Source organism: Janthinobacterium sp. HH106, from assembly GCF_001758725.1.
Classification (GTDB): Bacteria; Pseudomonadota; Gammaproteobacteria; order Burkholderiales; family Burkholderiaceae_D; genus Janthinobacterium.
On the sequence record NZ_LRIC01000013.1, the window covers coordinates 33,933 to 58,998 of the forward strand.

The 25,066-nt window shown below is 52.7% G+C and carries 16 protein-coding genes; 10 read left to right on the top strand and 6 right to left on the bottom strand.

What is annotated here, in order from left to right; translation table 11 throughout:
* Positions 1-4 precede the first annotated feature (4 nt).
* Together JAB8_RS07205 and JAB8_RS30235 are read left to right on the top strand one after the other, a co-directional pair.
* On the top strand, positions 5-1,396 hold the full coding sequence (locus tag JAB8_RS07205; RefSeq protein WP_232731428.1) for a hypothetical protein: 1,392 nt from the start codon (positions 5-7) through the stop codon (positions 1,394-1,396).
* A 97-nt stretch (positions 1,397-1,493) separates the two neighbouring features.
* Positions 1,494-2,033 carry a flagellar basal body protein gene (locus JAB8_RS30235; RefSeq protein ID WP_306821361.1) on the top strand — a complete coding sequence of 180 codons (540 nt, stop codon included), beginning with the start codon at positions 1,494-1,496 and terminating at the stop codon, positions 2,031-2,033.
* 161 nt (positions 2,034-2,194) lie between these two features.
* Here JAB8_RS30235 and JAB8_RS07215 read toward each other — a convergent pair whose 3' ends face one another.
* From JAB8_RS07215 to JAB8_RS07230, 5 genes are read right to left on the bottom strand one after another with little or no spacing between them, the layout of a single operon-like run.
* Complete coding sequence (locus tag JAB8_RS07215; RefSeq protein ID WP_070289049.1) at positions 2,195-2,455, bottom strand: hypothetical protein; 261 nt, start codon at positions 2,453-2,455, stop codon at positions 2,195-2,197.
* Positions 2,456-2,513: 58 nt separating this feature from the next.
* Complete coding sequence (locus tag JAB8_RS28890) at positions 2,514-2,873, bottom strand: hypothetical protein (RefSeq protein ID WP_131687601.1); 360 nt, start codon at positions 2,871-2,873, stop codon at positions 2,514-2,516.
* A gap of 5 nt (positions 2,874-2,878) precedes the next feature.
* On the bottom strand, positions 2,879-6,034 hold the full coding sequence (locus JAB8_RS07220) for an efflux RND transporter permease subunit (RefSeq protein WP_070289050.1): 3,156 nt from the start codon (positions 6,032-6,034) through the stop codon (positions 2,879-2,881).
* On the bottom strand, positions 6,031-7,602 hold the full coding sequence (locus JAB8_RS07225; RefSeq protein WP_070289051.1) for an efflux RND transporter periplasmic adaptor subunit: 1,572 nt from the start codon (positions 7,600-7,602) through the stop codon (positions 6,031-6,033). The genes JAB8_RS07220 and JAB8_RS07225 overlap by 4 nt, the downstream gene beginning before the upstream one ends.
* Entirely contained in the window at positions 7,599-8,948 is a 1,350-nt protein-coding gene (locus JAB8_RS07230; RefSeq protein ID WP_232731429.1) for a TolC family protein, read from the bottom strand. The genes JAB8_RS07225 and JAB8_RS07230 overlap by 4 nt, the downstream gene beginning before the upstream one ends.
* A gap of 755 nt (positions 8,949-9,703) precedes the next feature.
* Between JAB8_RS07230 and JAB8_RS07235 the strand changes: the two genes are divergently transcribed.
* From JAB8_RS07235 to JAB8_RS07255, 8 genes are all read left to right on the top strand, one after another.
* Entirely contained in the window at positions 9,704-12,676 is a 2,973-nt protein-coding gene (locus tag JAB8_RS07235; RefSeq protein WP_070289053.1) for a Tn3 family transposase, read from the top strand.
* A gap of 552 nt (positions 12,677-13,228) precedes the next feature.
* A complete protein-coding gene (locus tag JAB8_RS28015) occupies positions 13,229-14,554 on the top strand; it encodes a TolC family protein (RefSeq protein WP_071654388.1) in 1,326 nt (441 codons plus the stop codon).
* Positions 14,551-16,071, top strand: a complete 1,521-nt coding sequence (locus tag JAB8_RS07245) for an efflux RND transporter periplasmic adaptor subunit (RefSeq protein WP_070289055.1) — start codon at positions 14,551-14,553, stop codon at positions 16,069-16,071. Before JAB8_RS28015 ends, JAB8_RS07245 begins: the two co-directional genes overlap by 4 nt.
* Before the next feature lie 14 nt (positions 16,072-16,085).
* Positions 16,086-19,271, top strand: coding sequence for a CusA/CzcA family heavy metal efflux RND transporter (locus tag JAB8_RS07250; RefSeq protein WP_070289056.1), 3,186 nt, complete (start codon positions 16,086-16,088; stop codon positions 19,269-19,271).
* Positions 19,272-19,781: 510 nt separating this feature from the next.
* Positions 19,782-20,444, top strand: coding sequence for a response regulator transcription factor (locus JAB8_RS28020; RefSeq protein WP_071650237.1), 663 nt, complete (start codon positions 19,782-19,784; stop codon positions 20,442-20,444).
* Positions 20,445-20,870: 426 nt separating this feature from the next.
* Positions 20,871-21,281, top strand: a complete 411-nt coding sequence (locus JAB8_RS28025) for an MgtC/SapB family protein (RefSeq protein ID WP_217494206.1) — start codon at positions 20,871-20,873, stop codon at positions 21,279-21,281.
* 127 nt (positions 21,282-21,408) lie between these two features.
* On the top strand, positions 21,409-21,993 hold the full coding sequence (locus JAB8_RS28030) for an SIS domain-containing protein (protein WP_071650239.1): 585 nt from the start codon (positions 21,409-21,411) through the stop codon (positions 21,991-21,993).
* Between the two features lie 228 nt (positions 21,994-22,221).
* Complete coding sequence (locus JAB8_RS07255) at positions 22,222-24,324, top strand: heavy metal translocating P-type ATPase (RefSeq protein WP_083287605.1); 2,103 nt, start codon at positions 22,222-22,224, stop codon at positions 24,322-24,324.
* 262 nt (positions 24,325-24,586) lie between these two features.
* Here JAB8_RS07255 and JAB8_RS07260 read toward each other — a convergent pair whose 3' ends face one another.
* Positions 24,587-25,066: a hypothetical protein gene (locus tag JAB8_RS07260; protein ID WP_083287606.1), complete on the bottom strand. Its 480-nt coding sequence runs from the start codon at positions 25,064-25,066 to the stop codon at positions 24,587-24,589.

A 25,066-nucleotide genomic window follows, 5' to 3' on the forward strand; every position in this document is an offset into this window, starting at 1 on the left:
AAACATGAATATACCTGCGATAGTGAAAGCTGCATCGAATAATGGCTGCTTGCTTAGCAACGAAGAATTGAATTTTCTTCCGGCTGCACGCCTCAATAGAGACTGTTTCTGCACCAGTTTGGATAGCTCCGCATTGAAAATAGCGCTTTCTAGCGAACCGGGCATGGACGGATTGCACGAGTTGATCGAGGAGCGGTGTCCCTATCTATTTTCTGCGCGGCCTATTTTTGTCTCGTATCGCCAAAGCAAACGTATTGCGGACGTTATTGCAGCGATTGAATCCGTAATATCGCTGCCATCGTATCGTGCGCGCGTTCTGACTGATGCTCCTGACATTGCCAAGCATAATCCTGATGATGCAAAAGGAGTATTTTTTGGCTATGACTTCCACATCCACGACGATACCTTGGCGCTCATCGAAATCAACACAAATGCCGGTGGAGCGATGCTCAACGCCGCGATGGCAAAAGCCCATAGATCGTGCTGTCTCAGCGATAGTGAATTGACACGAGCCATTGATAGCGGTGCGACCCTTGAAGATACCATCTTCAACATGTTTGAGTCGGAATGGGCGCTCTCTCAACGTTCACAGCCACTTCGGACAGTCGCGATAGTTGACGATCATCCAGAGCAGCAGTATCTCTATCCCGAGTTTGTTCTTTTTCGACGCTTGTTCGAACGCCACGGCATAGAGGCCGTTATTGCCTCACCATCGGACCTTACCTATCGTGATGGCGTTTTACGTCATGGGGATCTTGCTATCGACTTGGTCTATAACCGGCTGACCGATTTCATGCTTGAGTCGCCCCAGTGTCTCCCATTGCGTTCGGCGTATCTAGAAAGCGCAATCGTGCTAACGCCGCACCCCCAAGCGCATACCCTCTATGCAAATAAGGCAAATCTGGTTCTGCTATCGGATAAGAAAGAGCTCGTAGCGCTTGGCGTAGCCCCCGCCGTGCAAGATATTCTGCTCAAGAGCATACCGCGAACGCAGATTGTGACGGCCTCCGATGCGGACCGCTTGTGGACGGAGCGCCGAAAGTTGTTTTTTAAACCTGTTGCAGGTTACGGGGGGCGAGCCACGTACCGTGGTGAAAAGATCACCAAACGGGTATGGCAGGACATTCTGGCTGGTGACTACGTCGCTCAGGCCCTCGTCATACCCGGTGAGCGCTCGATCGGTTCCACCGATAATCCTAGCTCGCTGAAATTCGACCTTCGAGTCTATGTTTATGACGGAAAGGTGCAGTGGACCGCGGCCAGGATGTATCAGGGGCAAACCACCAACTTTCGCACCCCTGGAGGTGGTTTTGCACCTGTTTATAGTTTGGACGACGAGCGCACTGCGAATGAAATCAGCTCTATCGCGACTAGAGCTAGTTCCCATCACGATTGAGACGTGTTTGATCCTTAAAGCGAACAGGTTAGTTAGTTACTCTATCCGACCAGCTCTCTGAAACGTCAGAAATCGAATGTCAATGAGGGAGGAATCCATGAATAAAATTGAATCGATCCAGGCATCTATCGGGCTCACAGTTAAGGGTAGCACCAGCGCGGAAGGCAAGACGGCAGGGCAAATGTTTTCTGCCACATTAGCTAATGCACTAGGATCGACGCCAATAGTGGCAATGGCCTTGCCTCCAGTGGCAACTATTCAACACACACAGTTTGACCTTCCATTGAATTTGACCGCTGCTAAGATTTGGCAGCAGGTGAGTATCAATGAACGTGCGCTCGGACTGCGGGCGTACCGTCAAGAACTTCTCGCATCCAATATCGCGAATGCCGATACGCCTGGATATGTGGCGGTAGATATTGACATTGAGAAGGCCTTAAAAACAGGAAAGTCAAAAGATGACGTTTCCCTGCAATTTCGTATTCCAGCCCAAGGTAGCATTGATGGAAACACCGTTGATATGGATGTTGAACGGGCCCAATTTGCTCACAATTCCCTCATGTATGAATACAGCGTTGATCGTGTCAAGGGACGCTTCAAGGAACTAGATGACCTTTTGAAAAATACACCATATTAGTAATCTCTTCTTGGAAATACTGACAGTAGCGACTTAATGCAACTACCGCAGGCAACGGAAAGATTAAGTCATGGCGTGATCGGGTAAGCACCTGAATGGATACGATCGCTGCTGGCCGCATATGCCACCAGCAGCGATCGCATCCAGCACTCAAAACCGCGTTACTTTTTCTTCATCATTTCCTGACAGTCCTTCATCATTTGATCCATTTTTTCATACATTTTCGGATCCATTTGATGATCCTTTTTTGGCTCCATCTGATGTTCCATTCCAGCTTGCGGGGCTTTATTGGCCGCTCGCATCATTTGCGCCTGCTTGGCCTTGCGCCCTTGCTCAATCAGTTGCCAGTCCGGGCCAGCGAAGGCGGGAAATGCAGTGCTAAGAGTGCTGATACAGAGCAGCGTAAGTAGTAATTTTTTCATGATAGACTCCTCGATAAACTAATTTGATGTATGCATCGTCATCCCCATGGTCAAGTGGCTAATTCAACCATCGACAATACAAAAGCCGCAGCGCAACTGCGGGAACGTCTGACATATCAGAAAAAAAATCACTTCTATCCGTTTGCGAAACAAAACGCATCGTAGCAGTGGTAGCACCGAGATCCGGATAGTCGCCGCCTGCGTTATGGTCGGCAAAAGGTGGTCCCATATAGCAGAAGGCGCATGTCTGGCAGCTTGGCATGGCCATCGGCTGCGCAATCGCCGCAGATGCAGGCATGTCGTTTTGCAGTGGAAACGCCGGTATATGGCTGCACCAGATAAAACCGAACAACACCACCGCACACCTCACGAAATACACGAGGTGCTTAGCCGAGCGGTAGGTGCCGAACGGTCTCATGACGGCTAATTCTCCTCTGCTGCTGCCGAGCCGGCGGCACGGATCTGACGCCGACGAAGCAGCAGATAAACCGCAGGGACCACAAACATGGACAACAACGGCGCGGTAATCATGCCGCCAACCATCGGCGCGGCGATGCGCTGCATGACCTCCGACCCGGTGCCGGTGCCCAGCATAATCGGCACCAGGCCGGCGATAATGACCGCCACCGTCATTGCCTTGGGCCTCACGCGCAAGACCGCCCCTTCACGAATTGCATCGAGCAGATCGGTTTCACTAGCGTTACCATTCGCCAGACGTTCATCCCAGGCATGCTTTAAATAAAGCAGCATGATTACGCCGAATTCGGCCGAGACGCCAGCCAACGCGATGAAGCCGACGCCGCCGGCGACTGACAGGTGATAGTCGAGCAACCACAGTAGCCAAATGCCGCCGGCCAGCGCAAACGGCAGCGTTGCCATGATCAAGGCCGCTTCATCGAAGCGCTTGAAGGTCAAATAAAGCAGCACGAAGATAATAAGCAAGGTCGCTGGCACGACGATTTTGAGTTTTTCAGTGGCACGCTCTAGATATTCGAACTGCCCCGACCATGCAATGGAGTAACCCGCCGGCAATTTGACTTCCCTGGCGACGACTTGCTTCATGTCATACACAGTCGAACTCAAGTCGCGATCGCGAATATCGACATACACCCAGCCTGACAGCCGGGCATTTTCACTCTTGAGCATCGGTGGGCCGTCGTCGATGCGGATCGCGGCGACATCACCCAGCCGGATTTGCGCCCCCCGCTCTGTCAGCACCGGTAGCTGGCGCAGTTTCTCAATTGAGTCGCGCACCTCGCGTGGATAGCGCACATTAATCGGGAAACGCTGCAATCCTTCAACAGTTTCACCGATATTGTCGCCGCCGATCGCCGCCGACACCACGCTTTGCACGTCTGCTATATTCAAGCCATAGCGGGCGGCCGCGTCGCGATCGATGTTGACGTCGATGTACCGTCCGCCGTTCAGGCGCTCGGCCAGCGCTGAGGAGACACCCGGCACCTTCTTGACTGCGCGTTCTATCTCACCAGTGATGCGGTCAATTTCCTGCAAGCTAACGCCTGCGACCTTGACGCCGACCGGGCTTTTTATGCCGGTGGCCAGCATGTCAATCCGGTTGCGGATCGGCGGCACCCAGATGTTGGACAGCCCAGGCACCTTGACGGTGCGGTCCAGTTCCTGTATCAATTTTTCCGGCGTCATGCCAGGGCGCCACTGATCGCGCGGCTTGAAATGGATCATGGTTTCGAACATTTCCAGCGGCGCCGGATCAGTGGCGCTCTCGGCTCGACCGGCCTTGCCGAAGACGCTTTGTACCTCTGGTACCGTTTTAATCAGCCGGTCAGTCTGCTGCAACAACTGCGCGACCTTGCCGGCCGACAGACCGGGCAACGCCGACGGCATGTACAGCACATCGCCTTCATCCAATGGCGGCATGAATTCGCCGCCGAGCCGGGTCATGGGCCAGATCGTGATGGCTGCTACCAGTGCTGCCGCCAGCAAAGTCAGCTTTGGAAAACGCAGTACGACATCGAGCAAGGGGCGGTATAGCGCGACCAGGAAACGATTGAGGGGATTCTTTTGCTCATCGGGAATCCGGCCGCGGATCAGATAGCCCATTAAAATGGGAATCAGCGTCACCGCCAGTCCAGCCGCCGCCGCCATCGCATACGTCTTGGTAAAGGCCAGCGGCGAAAACAGACGGCCCTCTTGCGCTTCCAGAGTGAACACGGGAATAAACGAGAGAACGATGATCAAAAGCGAAAAGAACAGTGCTGGTCCAACCTCAACAGCAGCGTCGCCAATGACGCGCCAATGCTCATGACCCTTTAGCTGTTTACCTGGATGGGCATGATTCCAGGCTTCAATATGCTTATGGGCATTCTCGATCATCACCACGGCGGCATCGACCATCGCGCCTACAGCAATGGCGATACCGCCCAGCGACATGATATTGGCGTTGACTCCCTGGTAGTACATGACGATAAAGGCGATCAGGATGCCGATCGGCAGCGTGATGATGGCCACCAGCGCCGAGCGCAAGTGAAACAGGAACAGCGCACAGACCACAGCGACGACAATGAATTCCTCGATCAGCTTTTCTTTCAGGTTGGTCACAGCGCGCTTGATCAGGTTCGATCGGTCGTAGGTGGGGATGATCTCGACGCCGGGCGGAAGGCTCGCTTTTAGCTTTTCCAGCTTGACCTTGACGGCATCGATGGTTTCCAGCGCATTTTTCCCGGAACGCATGATGATCACGCCGCCAGCAACTTCGCCCTCACCATTCAAATCGGCAATCCCGCGCCGCATCTCTGGCCCGATCTGGATGCGCGCGACATCGCCCAGCCGGACCGATACGCCAGCGTCAGTCGTCATCAACGGAATCTTGCGGAAGTCGTCAAGCGACTTCAGATAACCAGAGGCCCGTACCATGTATTCGGCCTCGCCCAATTCCAGCACGGAACCGCCCGTTTCCTGGTTGGCTTTCTGCACGGCATCGATAATTTTGCCATGTGGGATGTTAAAGGCGCGCATCTTGTCTGGATCGAGCACGATCTGGTACTGACGCACCATGCCGCCAATGCTGGCCACTTCCGAGACGTTGGGCACCGCTTTCAACTCATACTTGAGAAACCAGTCCTGCAAGGCGCGCAATTGCGACAAATCGGTCTTGCCGCTACGGTCGACCAGCGCATATTCATAGACCCAGCCGACGCCGGTCGCATCTGGTCCGAGCGCGGTTTTTGCCTGCGGTGGCAGGCGTGACTGCACCTGGTTCAGATATTCCAACACCCGTGAACGCGCCCAGTACGGATCGGTACCGTCTTCAAACAGAATGTAGACGAAGGAGTCACCGAAAAACGAGTATCCGCGCACCGTCTTGGCACCCGGCACCGACAGCATGGTGGTGGTCAGTGGATACGTGACCTGGTTCTCGACGATTTGCGGCGCTTGCCCCGGATAGCTGGTGCGGATAATAACCTGCACGTCCGACAGGTCGGGAATGGCATCGAGCGGCGTGCGCGCCAGCGACCAAATGCCCCAGACCGTAATGAATACAGTCGCCAACAAGACCAGAAAACGGTTGCTGATAGACCAGCGGATCAGTTTTGTGATCATTTCGCCACTCCCGCGGGTGCTTTCATGCCACCCATGGGTTTATTTTCGGGTTTCGGCGCACCGGAGGTCGGCGCAATGGCCACGATCTCAAAGCTGCCATCCTCGCCTTGCTGGATGTCGAAGGCGACTCGGTCACCTATGCCAATATTGCGCTGCAAGCCCGTGGAAGACACTTTGAAACCCATCGTCATCGCCCCCCACTGCAGCGACGTGATAGGGCCATGCGAAATGGTGATTTCATCCTTGCCGATCTGTTCGACCTTGCCTACCCCATGGTGGCGCGGAAGTGCCTTGTCTGCGTCAGGGGACTGCGTATCGCTCATGCGTGTCGTCGTTCCCTTCAGGCTGGCCTCGGAATCGATCAAGAACTGCGCCGAGACGACCACTTTCTGACCAGCGGATAGGCCCTTGCGAATTTCGGTGAGACCACTGCCTTCGCTGCCGACCTCCACATCGACGGGCATAAACTTGCCGCCCTCCTGGGCAAGCATGACAACGCTGCGCGTACCCGTCTGGATGACTGCCTCCGACGGCACCTGCAAAACATCGGTGCCACTGTTTGACGCGAAGGTCAGAGTAGCAAACATACCGGGCAACAACTGAGCGCCGGGGTTAGCCAGCTCCACACGGGCTTTCAGGGTTCGCGTCGCGGCATTAACTTCCGGCAAAATGGCACCCACCTTGCCCTTGAAAATAGTTCCGGGTAGCGCCTGTACCTGCGCTTCGACGGCGTCACCAGGGCGAACCTTGGCCGCCACGCTTTCGGGAACCTCCGCGTTGACCCATACTGTCGCAAGTCCATTGATGCGAAACAGCGGCGCACCAGCGGAGACGGTCATTCCTTCGCGGGCGCCAAGCTCTGCGATCACACCGCTGATGGGTGCTGAAACCGTCAAGCGAGGATGGACCTTTCCACTTGACTCGACTAGCCGGATTTGCCCCTCACTCATACCAACTAGCCGCATGCGCTGGCGGGCAGCGTCGACCAGGGATGCTGTTTCATTGCCTTGCATACGACGGCTTGCCAGATAGTCTTCTTGTGCCGCGATCCAGTCAGGGACATACAAGTCAGCCAAGGGTTGCCCCTTTTCCACCGGATCGAGCAGGGCACGCGCATACAAGCGCTCTACAAATCCACCGCTACGCGCCTGCACCAGTGCCACGTCGCGCTCGTTATAGGCAACGTTACCGACGGCAACCAAGCCGGCGGACATCCTTCCTGATGTGACGAGCGCTGTGCGCACTCCCAGGTTTTGCTGGACCCGCGGGCTAATCGTAACATTACTGTCCTCACCATCCCCCGCAGCATAGACGGGCACCAGCGGCATATCCATGAACGGTGACTTACCGGGTTTGTCAAACTTCTGGCCCGGCACCATGGGGTCATGCCAATATAATGGTTTCTTGTTGGCAGCACTCGCGGCGCCTGCTGCGTTGCCGGATACCGCCTTGACGTCACCTGTAGATACTGTCTGATGTGCTTGTCGTAAACCAAACTGGTAACCGGCATAAGCGACCGCTGCAAGGGCACCCGCAAGTACTAGGACGCGTAATTTCTTATTGTTCATTTGAATTCCTGCTGGCGATGTACTGCGGAAATCTGCGTGATTGCGATGTCGGGAAAGAGGAAGCGAAGCTGTGCCCAGAACTGGGCTGTATTCATCTGCAACTGCAGCAACTGAACGTGCATGTCCGCACTGTTACGCCTGGCAGCGAGCACCTCAGCCAAAGAGGCTTTTCCGCCACGATAAGAGGCCAGGACCGCTTGGCTTCGCTTGTCGGCAAGGGGCAATAGCTGGAGCGCGTAGCGCTCGCTACGTTCTTGGCCACTCCTCCATTCGATGAGCAAGGCACGGATGTTGGCGGCATCTTCTCGCAGCAGTTCGTCGCGTTCGCTCCTCGCTTGTTCGACCAAGGCGAGTTTGGAGCCTAGTTCGCGGTCCTGCCGGTTTTTGCGATCCCACTGTAATGGCAGGGATAGGCCAACGGAGACCATGTTCGAGTAGGCCGCGCCGCGCTGCTGGAATGCGAACTCGATACTCCAGTCCGGATGCCGATTCGCTTGCGCCAGATTGACGTCGGCCTGGGCGACTTCTTCCTGCCGATTCAACACCATGATCTGCGGGCGGTGCGCCAGTTCAGTGTCGAGCAACACCGGGTCCAGAGGGATGGTGCCCAAGTCGGGCATGCTGGAATCGGCAAGTTCGCCGCTGCTGCCAGTCCAACGCACCAGCATGTTTTTTGCCGTATTGAGGTCGCGTTCGACCTGACTGGCTCGGTCCTCAAGGGTTAACAAGGCAGAACGCGCAGCCAGCACGTCGGCCTGGCTGCCACGCCCGCCCCGATAGGCGGCCGTAGCGGCGTCAATTTCCTGGCGGGAAAAGACCACTTGTTCTGTCAGAACTACTGACATTTTCCGAATGTAGTAGACGTTGAGCCAGGAGATCGCCGTGTCGCGCTGAATCGCGGCGAGTGCGACATCTTTTTGCGCCTGCGCCTTGTCGGCTTCGCGCTCAAGACGTGCGGAACGCCAGCGCAATTTATCGGCGCGTGTCAGTTCCTGCGAAATGCCGATGCGCCGCATCGTCATGAAATCCCCGCTCAAACTAAAGCGATCGGTGCCACTTAAGGGCACATTATCGATGCCGACCTTGAGAGTGGGATCGGGGCGCTGCGCCACTGCTACCGCCATTTCGTGTGCGGCGACAGTTGCCTGGTCCTGCGCATGAAGTTGGCGCGAGCGGGCGACAGCCTGCTGCAGCGCCTCGGTGAAGGTGACTGGCTGGGGGGCCGCGCGCGCATCATGAACGAAGGCAAGCAGCGGAACAGTAAGGGCGAGAGTTAACGCCGTCTTCATGAATGGGTGAAGGCGGACGACGCGTGCATTTGTATGCACGGTGTACGGGATTGACATGGCAGCTCCAGAATGCGATGGGAGGCATCGCCTTGTCGAACCCGACAAGGCGATGGCGATCTAGGCAGTCTGGAGTGTTAAATACGGAAACAGCAATGGCGGATAGCGATAGGCGGTGCCGTTGGCCTCGCCAAGGTAATGAGCAAAGGAGGTTTGGCTGTATACACTACGGGAGTGTCATAAATAGCTAACGTCAGAAGCAGGACAACAGGTACGAAAGATGGGTGGTCGGCGACAGGCGTCTTGTCCAGCGACTGCCTGGACGCATCCCCCACAGCATAAATTTGACACAACGTCGACTGGTCAGTGTCCATGCCGGCGCAGTCTGTCATCGCGGGCATCGCAGACACCCCAACACCTGCGGATGTAACGGAACTACCGACTCCCATCGGTACGCCGGGGCATAGGTATGAAGCGACCGCATGCTGTATGAACAGCATGCTAAGTATCGCGACAAGAGCCGTGAACAATCGCACTGTGCGGGAGGTCTTCATAAACTATCTAAACGGATGATATTCGTAGCCTAGGTTGTATCAAACCAACTGTCAAGCTATTGCTATGCTGTCACTTGACCGTGAGCAAGTACGGATCGAATGACAGATATCATCACTATACGCATTACCATAATGGGAAGGTCAATCAAAGACATATGTCGCCGGATTGGAATGCTTTACGTTTAATTGCTTGACAAAAAACTTGCAATCGATGCACCATTTCCAGCAATTCCTTCGCTGGACCGGTGTCGATTGATTTCAATGACGAATATCCATGAAACGGCTTATCCACGCCTGAAACAAGAGTTCACTGAGCAGGAGCTCGGGGCGATCTACACGCCTTCGCGCGCACAAATTGACCATATCTTCACGCTGTATCGCCAAGCATCGCATCGTACTTTTTTGCTGATCCAACTTATGCTGTTGCAAAGGCTCGGTTATTTCGTCCCTTTGTCGAGCATCCCGTCTATCGTGGTGCGGCATATCTGCGAACATAGCGGTCTGCGCGTTCCGGCAAAACGAGCGCTGGCGCAATACGATCAATCCGGTAGCAAGACAACACACCAGCGCCGTCTGCGCGGGTACGTGGGGATCCGGGTGATGGACTCGTCCGATGAATACTGGCTGGAAGATCAGGCCCTGCAGGCTGCCCATACCAAGCAGGAGCTACCCGACATTATCAATGTCCTGATTGAAGAGTTGGTCCAGCGTCGCCTGGAACTGCCTGGATTCACCTACTTGTTCAGGCTGGCTCGCCATTCCCGTACCAGCGTCAATGACGGCATCTATAAGGCGGTGGCTGGCGGATTGCCAACTTGCGTGGTCGAGCGTTTTGAACACATGCTCACTGCGGGTAAGAACCTGCGCATATGGGATAGCCTCAAACGCGAGCCGAAGCAGCCCAATGTGCGTGCGGTGACGGATTTCCTGGCCCACATTGAGACCATGATCGCGCTGGCGCAGGATCTGCCCAATACCGAGGCCATCGCCGCAACCAAGCGTGAACAACTCGTTTTGGAGGCGCGTGCCCTGGATGTGGCGGAAATGCGGCGGCTCAAGCCACTCAAGCGCCACACCCTCATCGTGCTGCTGATTCAAAGCCAGTTGCAGAAGGCAATGGACGATATCGCCGAAATCTTCATCAAGACCATCCGCAGCTTGCATAACGGTGCCGAGGAACGGTTGCGGCAATATCACCTGCAGCACGCCGAACAGATTGAGCGTTTGATCGGACAGTTCCGCGAAGTGCTGACCGTCCTGAGCGACGAGGGCAGCGACGAGGAGCGCGTCGCTAGGGTCGAGCAATCCCTCGACGGGGATCTTGGGGCATGGATCACTGAATGCGACGAGCACATGGCGTATGCTGGCAATAACTATTATCCGTTCATGCTGGTCGGGTATGTTGGCAAGCGCAGCCTGCTCTTCAAGTGCCTCGAAGCGCTCAGTCTGAAATCGAGCTCCCAGGATCAGAGCCTGCTGGCGGCGATCGCCATCATCCAAAAGCATCGCTCCAGCCACAAGGAACAACTGCCAGCGGCAGAAGGTGCGCTACCTGAATTGGCACTGGACTGGATGTCCGATAAGTGGCGCAAGCTGGTTTTTGGCCGAGTCGCAGCCGATGCCCCAGCGAACGTGCATCGCAAGTATTTCGAACTTGCCGTGATGACGCAAGTCATGGATGAACTCAAGTCGGGCGATCTGTACGTCGAGCATAGCGGCGACTACGATGATTATCGCAACCACCTGGTGGACTGGGAGCAATACGAGCGTGAAGTGAAAGCCTATGGTGAACTGGTAGGGCTGTCGGTGGAAGCTCCGGCGTTTGTCGCGCAGTTGCGCGACAAACTCGGCAGTCTAGCGCGCGACGTTGACAGCCGATTCCCGCAAAATAGCCTTGCCGATATAGACGAGAGCGGCATTGTGATCCGTCGCATGGAGCGCCCGAAGCCGCCACCCGAACTTGACGCCATCGAGCAGATGGTCACCAATGAAATGGATCCGGTGAGCATCCTTGATGTATTGACCGAGACTGAAAAATGGTTGGACTTGCATAAACTCTTCGGTCCGTTGTCCGGCTTCGAGGCCAAAGTAGACGATCCGCGCAAGCGCTTCATCACTACGTTGTTTTGCTATGGTTGTAACCTGGGCGCCACGCAAACCGCACGCTCGATCAAGGGACTGAGCCGCAAGCAGGTGGCCTGGCTCAATCTCAAGCATGTCACCGAGCAGCGTCTGGACAAGGCGATCGTCAAGGTGATCAATGCATACAACCGCTTCGCATTGCCACGTTATTGGGGGTCGGGAAAGAGCGCGTCGGCCGACGGTACCAAATGGAACATTTACGAGGCTAACCTGCTTTCCGAATACCATATCCGCTACGGTGGATACGGCGGCATTGGCTACTACCATGTGTCCGACAAGTACATCGCGTTGTTCAGTCACTTTATTCCATGCGGCGTCTATGAGGCGGTTTACATCCTCGATGGGCTAATCAACAACCAGTCGGACATCCAGCCAGATACGCTGCACGGCGATACCCAGGCCCAAAGCACGCCTGTCTTTGGCCTGGCTTCGCTGCTGGGTATCGACCTGATGCCGCGCATCCGCAATATCAAAGATCTGGTGTTCTTCAAGGCGGACAAGGCCGACCAGTATGACAATATTGGCAGCCTGTTCCGTGGATCGATCGACTGGGAACTGATCGCGCGCCATATGAAGGACATGCTGCGCGTCGTTATTTCCATCAAAGCGGGCAAGATTGCGCCATCGACGATCCTGCGCCGCCTAGGGACCGCTAGCCGCAAGAACAAGCTCTACTACGCGTTCCGCGAGCTCGGTAGGGTACATCGGACAATGTTCCTGCTCAAGTACATCAACGACGCAGAATTGCGTCGTACCATCCATGCAGCAACCAACAAGAGCGAGGAATTCAACGGCTTCATCAAATGGTTGTTTTTTGGGGGCGAAGGCATCATTGCCGAAAACGTTCGGCACGAACAGCGCAAGGTTATCAAGTACAACCAGCTCGTTGCGAACATGGTCATCCTGCACAATGTCCATGAGATGACGCGGCTCCTCAAGACAATACAGGCAAAGGGATATGTGCTAACGGAGGAGGTGCTTCGCGGCTTAGCGCCATATCGGAAAGGGCACATCAACCGATTCGGCGAATATATGCTGGACCTTGAACGCGAGGTAGCCCCGATGAATTATAAAGTCGAATTTACCAAATAAATCAATTGGTTAGGTCGGTTTTTGCGAAAAAAACTGCAATCCCGGCCGGCCCTCTATCACATCCCGAGTAATATCCAGTTATAATCAGTCATGCTCAAACGCTTCCTCTATATTCTTGCTGTCGCTTTCGCTCTCCAGATGAGTTGGGGAATTGCGAGCGCATATTGCTTGCATGAGAGCGGTAAAGCAAGTTTGCATTTTGGGCATCACCAGCACGAACACAAAACATCCAAAGATACTTGCTGTGGTTCTTCCTCTTCCAGTTCAAAGAAATCGGCTGTTCATCTTGACTGCCCATCGTGCTCGCATGGCTTGGTAGGCATGATCACTTGGGCTTCCAATTTCGAGGAGCCGTTGACGGCAATTCATTCCCCGCCGTTATTAGTTCGAGCATTACCCCCTCCCTATCCTGAATTACCTGAGCGCCCTCAGTGGCATGTTGCCGCCTAGTCCGGCGACATCGACTCATACACATCTTCGTATTTGTAGATCACCACTACAGGTGAGCGTGTCGTCGCCGGATTCTTCCCATTTCATTTTTTGGAGAATTCTATGCGACCATCATTTTTGCCGCTTGTGCTTGCTATCGTACTCGCATTTCCGCTGCAAGCGGCTGCACAGACGGAAGCACCGTCAGTTGCAACGGCAGCCCCAGCGGCTGCTCATAAAGGCGCTTCTGCATTGACATTGGCAGAAGCAATCAAACTCGCCTTTGAGGGCAACCCTGGGCTCCGGACAGCCATGCGTGATATTGATATCGCCGCTGGCGAATTGATCCAGGCGGGTACCCGACCTAACCCTGAGCTTTCCTTTGTTTCGGAGGGTCTAAAAAAAGAACAGAGGACACGAACTATACAATTCAGTCAACCGTTGGAGCTGGGTGGCAAACGTGCTGCCCGCATGGCGGCAGCGAGCCTCGGAGGGGATATTGCCTCTGCCGATCTGGCCGGGTACCGTACCTCGTTGCGCGCTGACGTCGTGACTGCTTTTTTCGACGTCGTAGCGGCTCAAGAGGGCTATCAACTTGCGCTTGTATCACAGCAACTTGCGCAGCGCGTCAGCGATGCAGCGGCGCGGCGTGTGATGGCAGGCAAGGTGTCACCGGTAGAGCAAACCCGGGCTCGTGTGGCGGAAGCAAGCAGCAAGATCGAACTCAATCAGGCTGCCAATGATCTGACGCTGTCCAAACGGCGTCTCGCTGCAACTTGGGGAAGCCAGACACCCCAGTTTGATTCCGTTGTCGCACTTGAAATGCCAGCACAGGCTATCCCTACCTCTAATGAATTGAATAATCGCCTTCCGACAGCCCCACAGACTCTCCGGGCACGTCTGGAAGTTGATCGCCAAGAGGCGTTGACTAAGGTAGAACGCAGCCGCAGGATTCCTGATGTAAATCTGATCGTTGGAACCCAGCGTGACGAACAACTTGGTCAAGTCGGGCCGCGTCGCACCATCTTGGGGCTATCGATTCCGTTGCCACTTTTCGATCGTAATCAAGGCAATGTCCTCGCAGCCTTGCGCCGAGCAGACAAAGCCAGAGATGAACTGAAGGCAGTAGAGAACAGATTGTCAGCGGAAGTTGCTGAGGCAACTGCACGCCTCAGTGTTGCGCAGTCCGAATTGACAATTTTGCGGACCGACATTCTGCCAGGAGCGCTGAGTGCATATGAGGCAGCTTCAAAAGGGTTTGAACTCGGAAAATTTAGCTTCCTTGATGTCCTTGATGCACAGCGCACACTTTTCCAGGCAAAAACTCAATATGTACGCGCGCTCGCTGAATCACATCGCTCCGCCGCCGACATCGATCGCATTATCGGACGCGTTGAATCGAATGGCACTTTGATTGCACCTGCGATCTCATATCAGGAAACAAAATGAAAACACCGAACATTGAAAAGAAATCGCTGCGCGCGATGATGGCGATCGTAGCAATCGGCGCTGTGCTGTTGGCCGCCATTTTATTTACTGGTAAATCCGGCGGCGCCCCGGAAGGGACGGACACTGAAACTTCCGCCAAGGCAGATGAAAAAGAGAAAGGCGTTGGAGGAGGCGCCGGCAAAGGCAGCCATGGCGGAAAATTGTTTGTCCAAGGGGCGACTACCGTTGAAGTCATCCTTGCAGAAGAGAAGGGAGAAGCTCGCCATCGCTTATGGCTCTACGAAAATGGCAAACCCGTTGCGCCGACTACCGCCACTGCGACCGAGCAAATCAAACGCGCTGACGGCCAGGTGATGAACTTTGAATTCGCAGTCGACAAAGATAGTTTGCTGGCCAAAGAGAGCATTGCCGAACCGCATATTTTTGATGCTCTCATTACTGTCCGTAAGGGCGGCGTCACGATCCCGATCAAGTTGCAAAGCGAGGAAGGCAAAATTGAGTTGACTGATGCTCAAATCAAGACTGCTGGGGTGATGGTAGCAAAATCCGGTACGGCGAGTATTAATAGTGCCTTTCAACTAGCTGGCGAAGTGCGCTTCAACGAAGACCGTACTGCACACATCGTGCCCCGTTTGCAAGGTGTAGTTGAAAGTGTGGCCGTCGACCTTGGTCAGCAGGTAAAGAAAGGACAAGTTCTAGCAATCATCGCCAGCACCGTTTTGTCTGAAATGCGCAGCGAATCGCTTGGTGCGCAAAAGCGCTTGGCGATGGCGAAATTGACCTACGACCGCGAGAAAAAATTGTGGGAAGGCAAAATTTCCGCAGAGCAGGATTATTTGCAAGCCCAGCAGGGGCTGCGCGAAGCGGAAATAGCTGCTCAGAACGCTTCTCAAAAAATCGCCGCCATTGGTGCCTCTGGTGCTAGTTCCGGTGCATTGAACCGCTTTGAACTGCGTGCGCCATTCGATGGTGCAATCATCGAAAAGCACATTACTTTAGGCGAATCTGTGGCCGCCGATGTGAACGTATTCACGATTGCGGATCTGTCAACGGTATGGGCAGAAATCATCGTTCCCGCCAAGGATCTCGGCACTGTGCGCGTTGGTACGAAAGCACTCGTCAAGGCAACCACGATGGATTCCGAGGCATCTGGTGTAGTTTCCTATGTGGGTTCGCTGCTTGGAGAACAGACACGCACGGCCAAAGCGCGAGTCACCCTGGCAAACCCGAAACTGGCCTGGCGCCCGGGCCTGTTCGTCAATGTCGACCTGACCTCCGATGAGCGCGAAGTACCTGTTGCGGTGGCCAGCGATGCAATCCAGACGGTTGAAGGTAGTCCAGCCGTGTATATCCGCATCGATGGCGGCTTTTTCGCTCAGCCAGTGGAGACCGGCCGCAGCGATGGGAAATACACCGAGATCGTAAAGGGTCTTGCTGCTGGTACTACGTATGCGGCAAAAGGTAGCTTCGTCCTCAAGGCGGAGCAGGGCAAAGACAGCGCCGAACATGCACATTAAGCCGGAGAAATCAAATGTTTGAACGCATAATCCGCTTTTCCATCGAGCATCGATGGTTGGTGATACTCGGTGTTATTGCCATGGTGGGTATTGGTATCTTCAGCTACCAAAAGCTGCCAATTGATGCCGTACCCGATATTACCAATGTCCAGGTTCAGATTAATACCTCAGCACCAGGGTATTCGCCGCTGGAAGTTGAACAACGTGTGACTTTTCCGATCGAAACAGTGATGGCCGGCTTGCCAAGTCTGGAGCAGACGCGCTCATTGTCGCGTTATGGCTTGTCGCAGATTACCGTCATCTTTAAAGATGGAACGGATATTTACTTCGCCAGGCAACTGGTCAACCAACGATTGCAGGAAGCGAAAGAACGCTTGCCTGAAGGCGTATCTCCGGTACTCGGTCCAATTTCAACGGGTTTGGGCGAAATTTATCTCTGGACAGTTGAGAGTGAGCCGAACGCAAAGAAGGCCGATGGCCAGCCTTACACGCCGACGGATTTGCGTGAAATCCAGGACTGGATCATCAAGCCGCAATTGCGCAACGTGACTGGGGTTACGGAAATCAACTCCATAGGTGGCTTTGCAAAGGAATATCACGTTACACCGAACCCGACAAAGCTGTCATCGTATGGCCTGACGTTTCAGGCCATCGTCACTGCGCTGGACGCGAACAACAACAATGTCGGTGCCGGTTATATTGAAAAACGTGGTGAACAGTTTCTGATCCGCGCTCCTGGCCAGGTAAAGTCGCTGGAGGATATGAGAAATATTATTCTCAATACCGTTCAAGGGGTACCGATTCGCATTCGTGATGTGGCCGAAGTCGAACTCGGGCGTGAACTGCGTACCGGTGCGGCGACCGATAACGGCCGCGAGGTTGTGTTGGGTACTGTCTTCATGCTGATTGGACAAAACAGTCGGATCGTCTCGCAAGCGGTAGACAAAAAAATGGCGGAGATTAACCGCACTTTGCCCGCTGGTGTCAAAGCCGTCACTGTTTATGACAGGACCGTGCTGGTTGACAAGGCAATCAATACCGTTAAGAAAAATCTGATGGAAGGCGCGGTACTGGTCATCGTCGTACTGTTCCTATTCCTTGGTAACATACGAGCTGCTCTGATCACCGCGATGGTCATTCCGCTGGCCATGCTGTTTACGTTCACGGGGATGGTAACTTATAAGGTCAGCGCGAACCTGATGAGTCTCGGCGCCCTTGACTTCGGCATCATCGTCGACGGAGCCGTTGTCATTGTAGAAAACTGCGTACGCCGTCTGGCTCATGCGCAAGCGCATCATCAACGCACATTGACTCGCGCGGAACGTTTTCATGAGGTATTTGCTGCGGCAAAAGAGGCACGTCGCCCATTGTTGTTCGGTCAGCTCATCATCATGATCGTCTATATTCCTATCTTCGCCCTGACCGGTGTGGAAGGAAAAATGTTCCATCCAATGGCATTTACCGTTGTCGCGGCACTTGTCGGCGCGATGATTCTGTCGCTCACTTTCATCCCGGCCGCTATCGCACTGTTTATCGGCAAGAATGTTGCTGAAAAAGAAAATCGCGTAATGGAGTTCGCCAAGCGCTTATACACGCCTTTGCTGGCCAAGGCGTTACTCAATAAAGCTGTCGTGGTAACCTCTGCAGTCGTGCTTATCGTACTGTCGGGTGCTGTCGCAAGTCGGATGGGGAGCGAGTTCATTCCCAATCTGAACGAAGGCGATTTTGCGATTCAGTCGTTGCGCATCCCGGGGACTAGCCTGACCCAGTCGATCGAAATGCAGAAACAGCTCGAAGCTGGTCTGAAGGCCAAGTTTCCGGAAATTGAGCGGGTCTTCGCGCGTACAGGTACTGCGGAAATTGCTTCTGACCCGATGCCGCCGAATATTTCAGACGGCTATGTGATGCTTAAGCCTGAAAAAGACTGGCCGAGTCCGAAAAAAACCCGCGCGCAAGTACTAGCGGCCGTACAAGCGGAGGCAGCCACTTACGCTGGCAACAGTTATGAGTTCTCACAGCCCATTCAGTTGCGCTTCAATGAACTCATTTCTGGGGTGCGTAGCGATGTCGCCGTCAAGATATTTGGCGACGATATGGACGTCCTGAATGCGACAGCGGCGCAAATCGCTGGTGTACTTTCTCGCATCCCCGGCGCGGCGGAGGTCAAGACCGAACAGACTTCCGGCCTGCCGATGCTCACTGTCAATATCGATAGGGAGAAGACTGCTCGCTATGGCCTCAATGTCGGCGCGGTTCAAGAAGCGTTGGCGATTGCTACAGGCGGAAGAAATGCCGGCACCGTGTTTGAGGGTGACCGCCGTTTCGACATCATCGTGCGGCTTCCGGAAGATCTGAGAACTGACTTGGAGGCACTCAAGCGCCTGCCTATTCCTTTGGCACGTTCTTCGGGAACGAACGGTGCGGCCGGGGAAGTTAGTTTCATCCCTCTCTCCGAAGTAGCCACCCTCGATTTTGCACCAGGTCCTAATCAGATCAGCCGGGAGGATGGCAAGCGACGCATCGTGGTGAGCGCGAATGTGCGTGGGCGCGATATTGGTACCTTCGTTCCCGAAGCGGAAAAACTGATTCAGAAGGAAGTCAAAATACCACCTGGTTACTGGATGATCTGGGGCGGGACTTTTGAACAACTGCAGTCAGCAACCCAGCGACTGCAACTGGTCGTGCCACTCGCATTATTCCTCGTGTTTACCTTGCTATTCGTGATGTTCAATAACGCCAAGGACGGCTTGATTGTGTTCACAGGCATTCCGTTTGCGCTGACAGGCGGCATTCTGGCGCTTTGGCTGCGCGATATTCCGCTCTCGATTTCCGCTGCAGTCGGTTTTATCGCCTTGTCTGGTGTGGCCGTGCTGAACGGTTTAGTGATGATCTCCTTTATCCGGACACTTCGCGATGAGGGCATGTCCTTAGACCAGGCAATCACGACGGGTGCGCTGACTCGTTTGCGACCAGTCTTGATGACTGCATTAGTGGCATCGCTGGGATTTATTCCGATGGCGATTGCGACCGGCACAGGTGCGGAAGTACAACAGCCACTTGCGACAGTCGTTATTGGGGGAATTATTTCATCGACGCTGCTAACGCTACTGGTCCTTCCGCTGCTTTATCGCTTAGCACATGGCAAGGATGAGGATGCTGAATCCGGTACTGTCCAGGAAAAAGATCAACTTCCTGCTTGATCCTCATATTGATTAACGACAATTGATAACAAACCGCCCAAGCATGGCATCGCTTGGGCGGAAAAAGAGCGACATAGACGTGGTCAGAAATCACAATACCGCTATGGGCACAGTAGAAAAGTATGATTTCGATAATACTGCATGTAATTATTATTTATTTTATTAAAAATGAAAATTATTAATTAATATTTTTAGAATTTCTTCTTGGTTAGCGCGATCAGAAGGTTGGCAGTAATTGAATTTTTTCAAAAAATATTGCGATTTAATTGTGCATTGATATGATGTATAGGGAAAGAGTTGGTGTATCAATGAAAAATGAAAGAGAATTTATAAAATATATCGGCGAAAAATTGTTGATATTGGCACTCGTTTTATTGTTGATTTTTGTTGTTTTTGATTCTGTGTCCTATTGGTTGCCGGATTTAAATTGGTTAATCACAAAAATTTTATAGAAATAAAATATTTGACAATCAAATAAAAATAATTTTTTGGTAAAGATGGGGGGGAGTCATGCGTATATTATTGCTGGGAAGTGATATCTCATTTGCCGATAAGGTATTTGATAGCGCCTTGAAAAATGGCTGGAGGATCAATCATGTGAAAGACCTTATCGCAGCAAGATTGGCCTTGCTTGAGACGAGTTACTCTATTGTCCTAATCGATAATGATCTATCTTCGAAATTCGGGTTGAACCTGCTTCGAAATATGCGTGCTCAATATGACGTGACACCAGTACTCATAACAGCCGAATCCTGTAAGGTGAGTGAGCGTATAACTTGGATTGATTCTGGTGCAGACGATTATTTGCTGAAACCATTTGAATTTGATGAGCTGTGGGCGCGCGTACGCGCAGTAACCCGAAGAAGTGAGGGCCGTATGGTGCCTTTAATAACTTGGGGCGATATTGAAATTGACGTCGTAAAGCGTAGTGTAACGCGTGCTGGTAAGCCAGTCCGGCTTAGCGATCACGAATACCGGATCCTGCTAACCCTTATGCAGGGGAAGGGACATGTTGTTGGACATGAGCATCTAGAAGCAATGATGTATGACGGAGCTGCTACGATTGAAAGCAATACGCTAGCCGTGCATATTTGTCAGGTCCGACGCAAACTGGGTGCGGGCATTATTACTACCGCCTATGGCCAAGGATATTTAATGGCTAATCCATGCTAAAAATTCCTTTGGAGTTGAATGCGTTCTAAATACAAAATATAAAAATTAAAAAGCTATATAAATTTTAACATACATCTCACATATTAATTGAGATCTGAAATGAATGATGCGATTAAAAATTCTCCGATAGTAGAAAATAAACCAATTGAAAGCGTGGGGGCGCGCAATCTTACAGAGATGCCTGATTTTCATCTGGAGGTCACTTGGACAGTTTTGGGTACATCCGTTCTGACATTCTTGCTGCTCATGGGATTCGTGTTATGGATGCGGCTGTCGAGTCGTAGAAAAAAGTTGGTAAAGAAAGAAATTCTTCTACCGACTCGACATCCACGAAAGCGAAAACGGCGACGCCATTAAAACCATTGTGCAGTCCAAAATTTTAATAAATTAAAAGAAGGTTATATTTTGATGCTTCGCTTTCAATCAATGAGCTGGATTGAAGTCGCTTCTCACATTATTGATATGTTGATCGCCTATGCTTTGGCATTGCCAATTGGGTGGGACAGAGAGTCGGCAACAAATGGTGGCGCAGGTTTGCGGACATTTCCTATAGTTGCAATGGCCAGCTGCGGTTTTATTTTAATTGGAATCGGTGCGCTCGGTGAAAATTCACCACAGTTAGCGCAGGTCCTATACGGTTTGATTGTGGGGATTGGATTTATTGGTACCGGTACTATCTTCAAGAGTAGTAGCGAGATGCGCGGAAATACCACGGCATCGACAGTGTGGGTGACTGGCGCAATTGGCGCTGCAGTGGGATTTGCTTTGTACGATATCGCCGTGGTATTGAGTTTTGTAACTTTTTTGACACTACGTCTCAGAAAATTAAATACATGAATGATCATGAATGCCCATCATTACGAATATTTCTTGTGAAGTTTTATGTATAGTTATTTGTTAAAATTAATGAAGTTAAAATTATTATCAATAGTAAGATATTTTAAAATATATTTCGGAGTAAACTATGTTGGAACACATCAAAGCAAGTTTGACCGATGCTAAACAGGCCCTCGATACATTTCTAACCGACGAATCTGGGCTGCAGCGGGTAGAGCGTGCAGCAAATGTCTTGCTGGCTGCCTTTAATGGTGAAGGAAGGATATTCACATGTGGTAACGGAGGGTCCATGTGCGACGCGATGCATTTTGCAGAAGAGTTTACTGGGCGTTTCCGTAATGATCGATCTGGTCTGCCAGCAACAGCGATCAGTGACCCAAGCCATATGTCGTGTGTTGCAAACGATTTCGGATATGACCAGGTATTTTCTCGCTATCTGGAGGCGCATGGGCGTGAAGGCGATGTGCTGTTAGCCATCAGTACGAGCGGAAAAAGTCCGTCGATCATTATGGCTGTTACCAGCGCCCGCAATCTCCGAATGAAGGTAATTGGATTGACGGGCAAGGCGGGTTCGGAATTTGAGCCACTATGCGATGTTTGTATTTGTGCACCAGCTGGCCAATATGCAGACCGCGTGCAAGAGATGCATATTAAGATTATTCACATACTGATCGAATTGGTAGAGCGTTCGCGCTTTCCTGAAAACTACTAGTACATTTATGTGAAAATCCGGCCTCACTGGAATGCAGAGAATTTTTACCTGATGAGATAAAACTTGTCCTTGGTTTATACTGTTTTTTTACTTCCCCATCGTTAGGGATGGTTCTTAAAGACACTGTTTCAATAGCTGCGCGAAAGATGCGGTATCGGAAAATGTTAAGTACGACCGATGTTCCACAGCGCAAGCTCCATAATTCCTTTGACATGAAAGAATTAATCCATGAATGCAACTAAACATCCCGTTGAAGGCGGACCAGAAGATAACCAGCCTGACAAGGCTGCGCAAGCCTACGACCATCCTGGGCAGGTGGCAGCCGATCACCGCCCCAAGGATGAACATGCTGGCCACGACCATGCGCATGGTGGTGCTTTGGGTGAAAATGCGGAACTCATTTTTGCCGGTGTATCGGGCATCTTGCTGCTGGCAGGATGGGGGATCGAAAAATTCTCGTTCGGCCCAAGCTGGTTGCCTACTGCATCATTTGTTGCAGCGTATTTTTTCGGCGGATTTTTTACCGCCAAGGAAGCGATCGAGAATATCCGTGCGCGTCGTTTCGAAATTGACACTCTGATGCTGGTCGCTGCCGTGGGTGCTGCGGCATTGGGAAAATGGGCGGAAGGGGCTCTATTACTGTTTTTGTTTAGCCTTGGGCATTCGCTGGAGCATTATGCAATGGGGCGTGCACGTCGTGCGATCGAGGCATTGGCCAAGCTTGCTCCCGAAACGGCCAACGTACGCAGGAATGGGACGATGATTGAGCTTCCAGTGTCACAACTGCAGCTTGGCGATATCGTGATTGTCCGACCGAACGAACGCCTTCCTGCTGACGGTGTGGTGACCCGGGGTACCAGCAGTGTGAACCAGGCGCCAGTAACCGGCGAAAGCGTTCCCGTCGACAAGCAACCCGCTTCTGATCCTGCAGAGGCGGTGAAGGCTTTTGACAAGGTCGCAGCTGTAAACCGCGTGTTCGCAGGCACCATCAATGGTAGTGGCGTCATCGAGGTCATGGTGGCTCGGCGTGCGGATCAGTCGACGATGGCGCGCGTAGTCAAGATGGTTGCCGATGCAGAAACGCAGCGCTCACCGACACAGAATTTTACCGAAAAGTTTGAGCGTATCTTCGTGCCGGCAGTTCTTGTTCTGGTAACCATTCTGCTGTTTGCCGGAGTTGTGGTGGATGAACCTTTCTCGGACAGCTTTTACCGCGCCATGGCTGTCCTGGTTGCCGCAAGCCCATGTGCGTTGGCCATCTCCGTACCAAGTGCTGTATTGAGCGGTGTTGCAAGGGCAGCGCGGGGTGGTGTTCTGGTAAAAGGAGGAGCGCCGCTGGAAAATCTAGGCACGCTTACTTCAATTGCTTTTGATAAAACCGGCACTCTCACTGAAGGCAAGCCTAAGCTGACTGATGCTGTTGCAGCTGACGGGGCGACCGAACAGGAACTGTTATCAGTAGCTATGGCAATTGAGGAGCATAGTGACCATCCGCTGGCGTCCGCCGTGGTGGTCGGTGCAAAGGAACGACTAGGGAACTCCGTGATACCAGTGCAGGCGTCCGATATCAAGAGCATTACGGGGCGCGGGGTACAGGCGATGGTCGGTGAAGAACTCGTGTACATTGCCAAGCCGGTCTTTTTTTCGGAAACAGATGGAAATGTCCTGCCGGTGGACGTGCTCAACGCTGATCTGAAACTAGTGGAAGCAGGGCGTACGACCATGATTGTTCTTAAAGGGAAACGCTTTCTGGGAGTACTGGGCGTCATGGATACGCCTCGTCCAGTGGCAGGAGAGGTCATGGCGGCGCTGCGTGGTTTGGGTATCGATCGCCTGATCATGATTTCAGGCGATAATCAGCAAGTTGCCAATGCGGTTGCCAAAAGCGTAGGCTTAACTGAGGCGCGTGGCGACCTGATGCCAGAGCAAAAGGTCGAAGCGATCAAGGAACTTCGTGATAAGCACGGCAAAGTCGCCATGGTTGGCGATGGCGTCAACGATGCACCAGCTATGGCAAATGCAACAGTTGGAATCGCCATGGGCGCTGCGGGTTCGGACGTAGCGCTAGAAACGGCAGATGTTGCACTGATGGCAGACGACCTTGCACAATTACCCTTCGCCGTAGGACTGTCCAGGAGCACCAGTCGTATCATCAAGCAAAACTTGTGGGTCAGTTTGGGCGTCGTCGCAGTATTGATACCAGCCACCATAATGGGTTTGAACATTGGGACCGCGGTCATATTCCATGAAGGATCGACGTTGCTGGTTGTCATCAATGCATTACGTTTGCTGGTTTATGGTGATATTAAATCTGCAAAAACCATCGCGTAAAAAGAAAGGGCGCGCACCAGAGCTGAACGGTAGCGCGCCGAAATTTATTTTCTTAAATCCTCCCTCTTTGGCGCTATGCAGAGCCAATAAAGAACAAGGATTAACGCCGCAGCGAACCAGATCGACCATAACGTATGGCTCAGAAAATGGGCCCCGCGTAATTGCTGTGATATACCCATGGTCAACCCCACCGCAAAACCTGCTACGCCCGCAGGAATAGCCTTTTTTGGCTCGGCCGGTAGCCAAAAAACACATAACGAAATCAGCCACCGCCTGAAGCGTGTCCGGCAGGAAAACTATTTCCGGCTATAACGAAATCCGGCATAAATTCCAGAAGACGGTAATAAGGCACGGTGCCGCCAAATTGATCAATATCCCAAGGGCAGTGCGACCGGCTACTCCTCTTCAATAGACTGATAGTCGCAGGAACCAGTATCGACGATAAAATGACTAGTCGGATGCGGCGGTCGAATTTGGGTTTCCAAAACTTTCCCGGATACTTCCAGCCGATCATGGTTAGAATAGCAAAGAAAATAGCCAGTAAATTCAGTGAATTTTTAAGATATTTGTGTAACAGGCGTTCGGTCACCCATGAATTTCGCAACGGAAAAACCTGCTGTTGGGCGTCAAAGCTCAGTCCTGCTAGCCACATGTCGATATTAGCGGCCTGCCCCATCCATAATAGCAAGCCGGCGCTAACAGCTAAGAGGAGCAATGCCTTGGAGTATGCCTTACTCTGCAT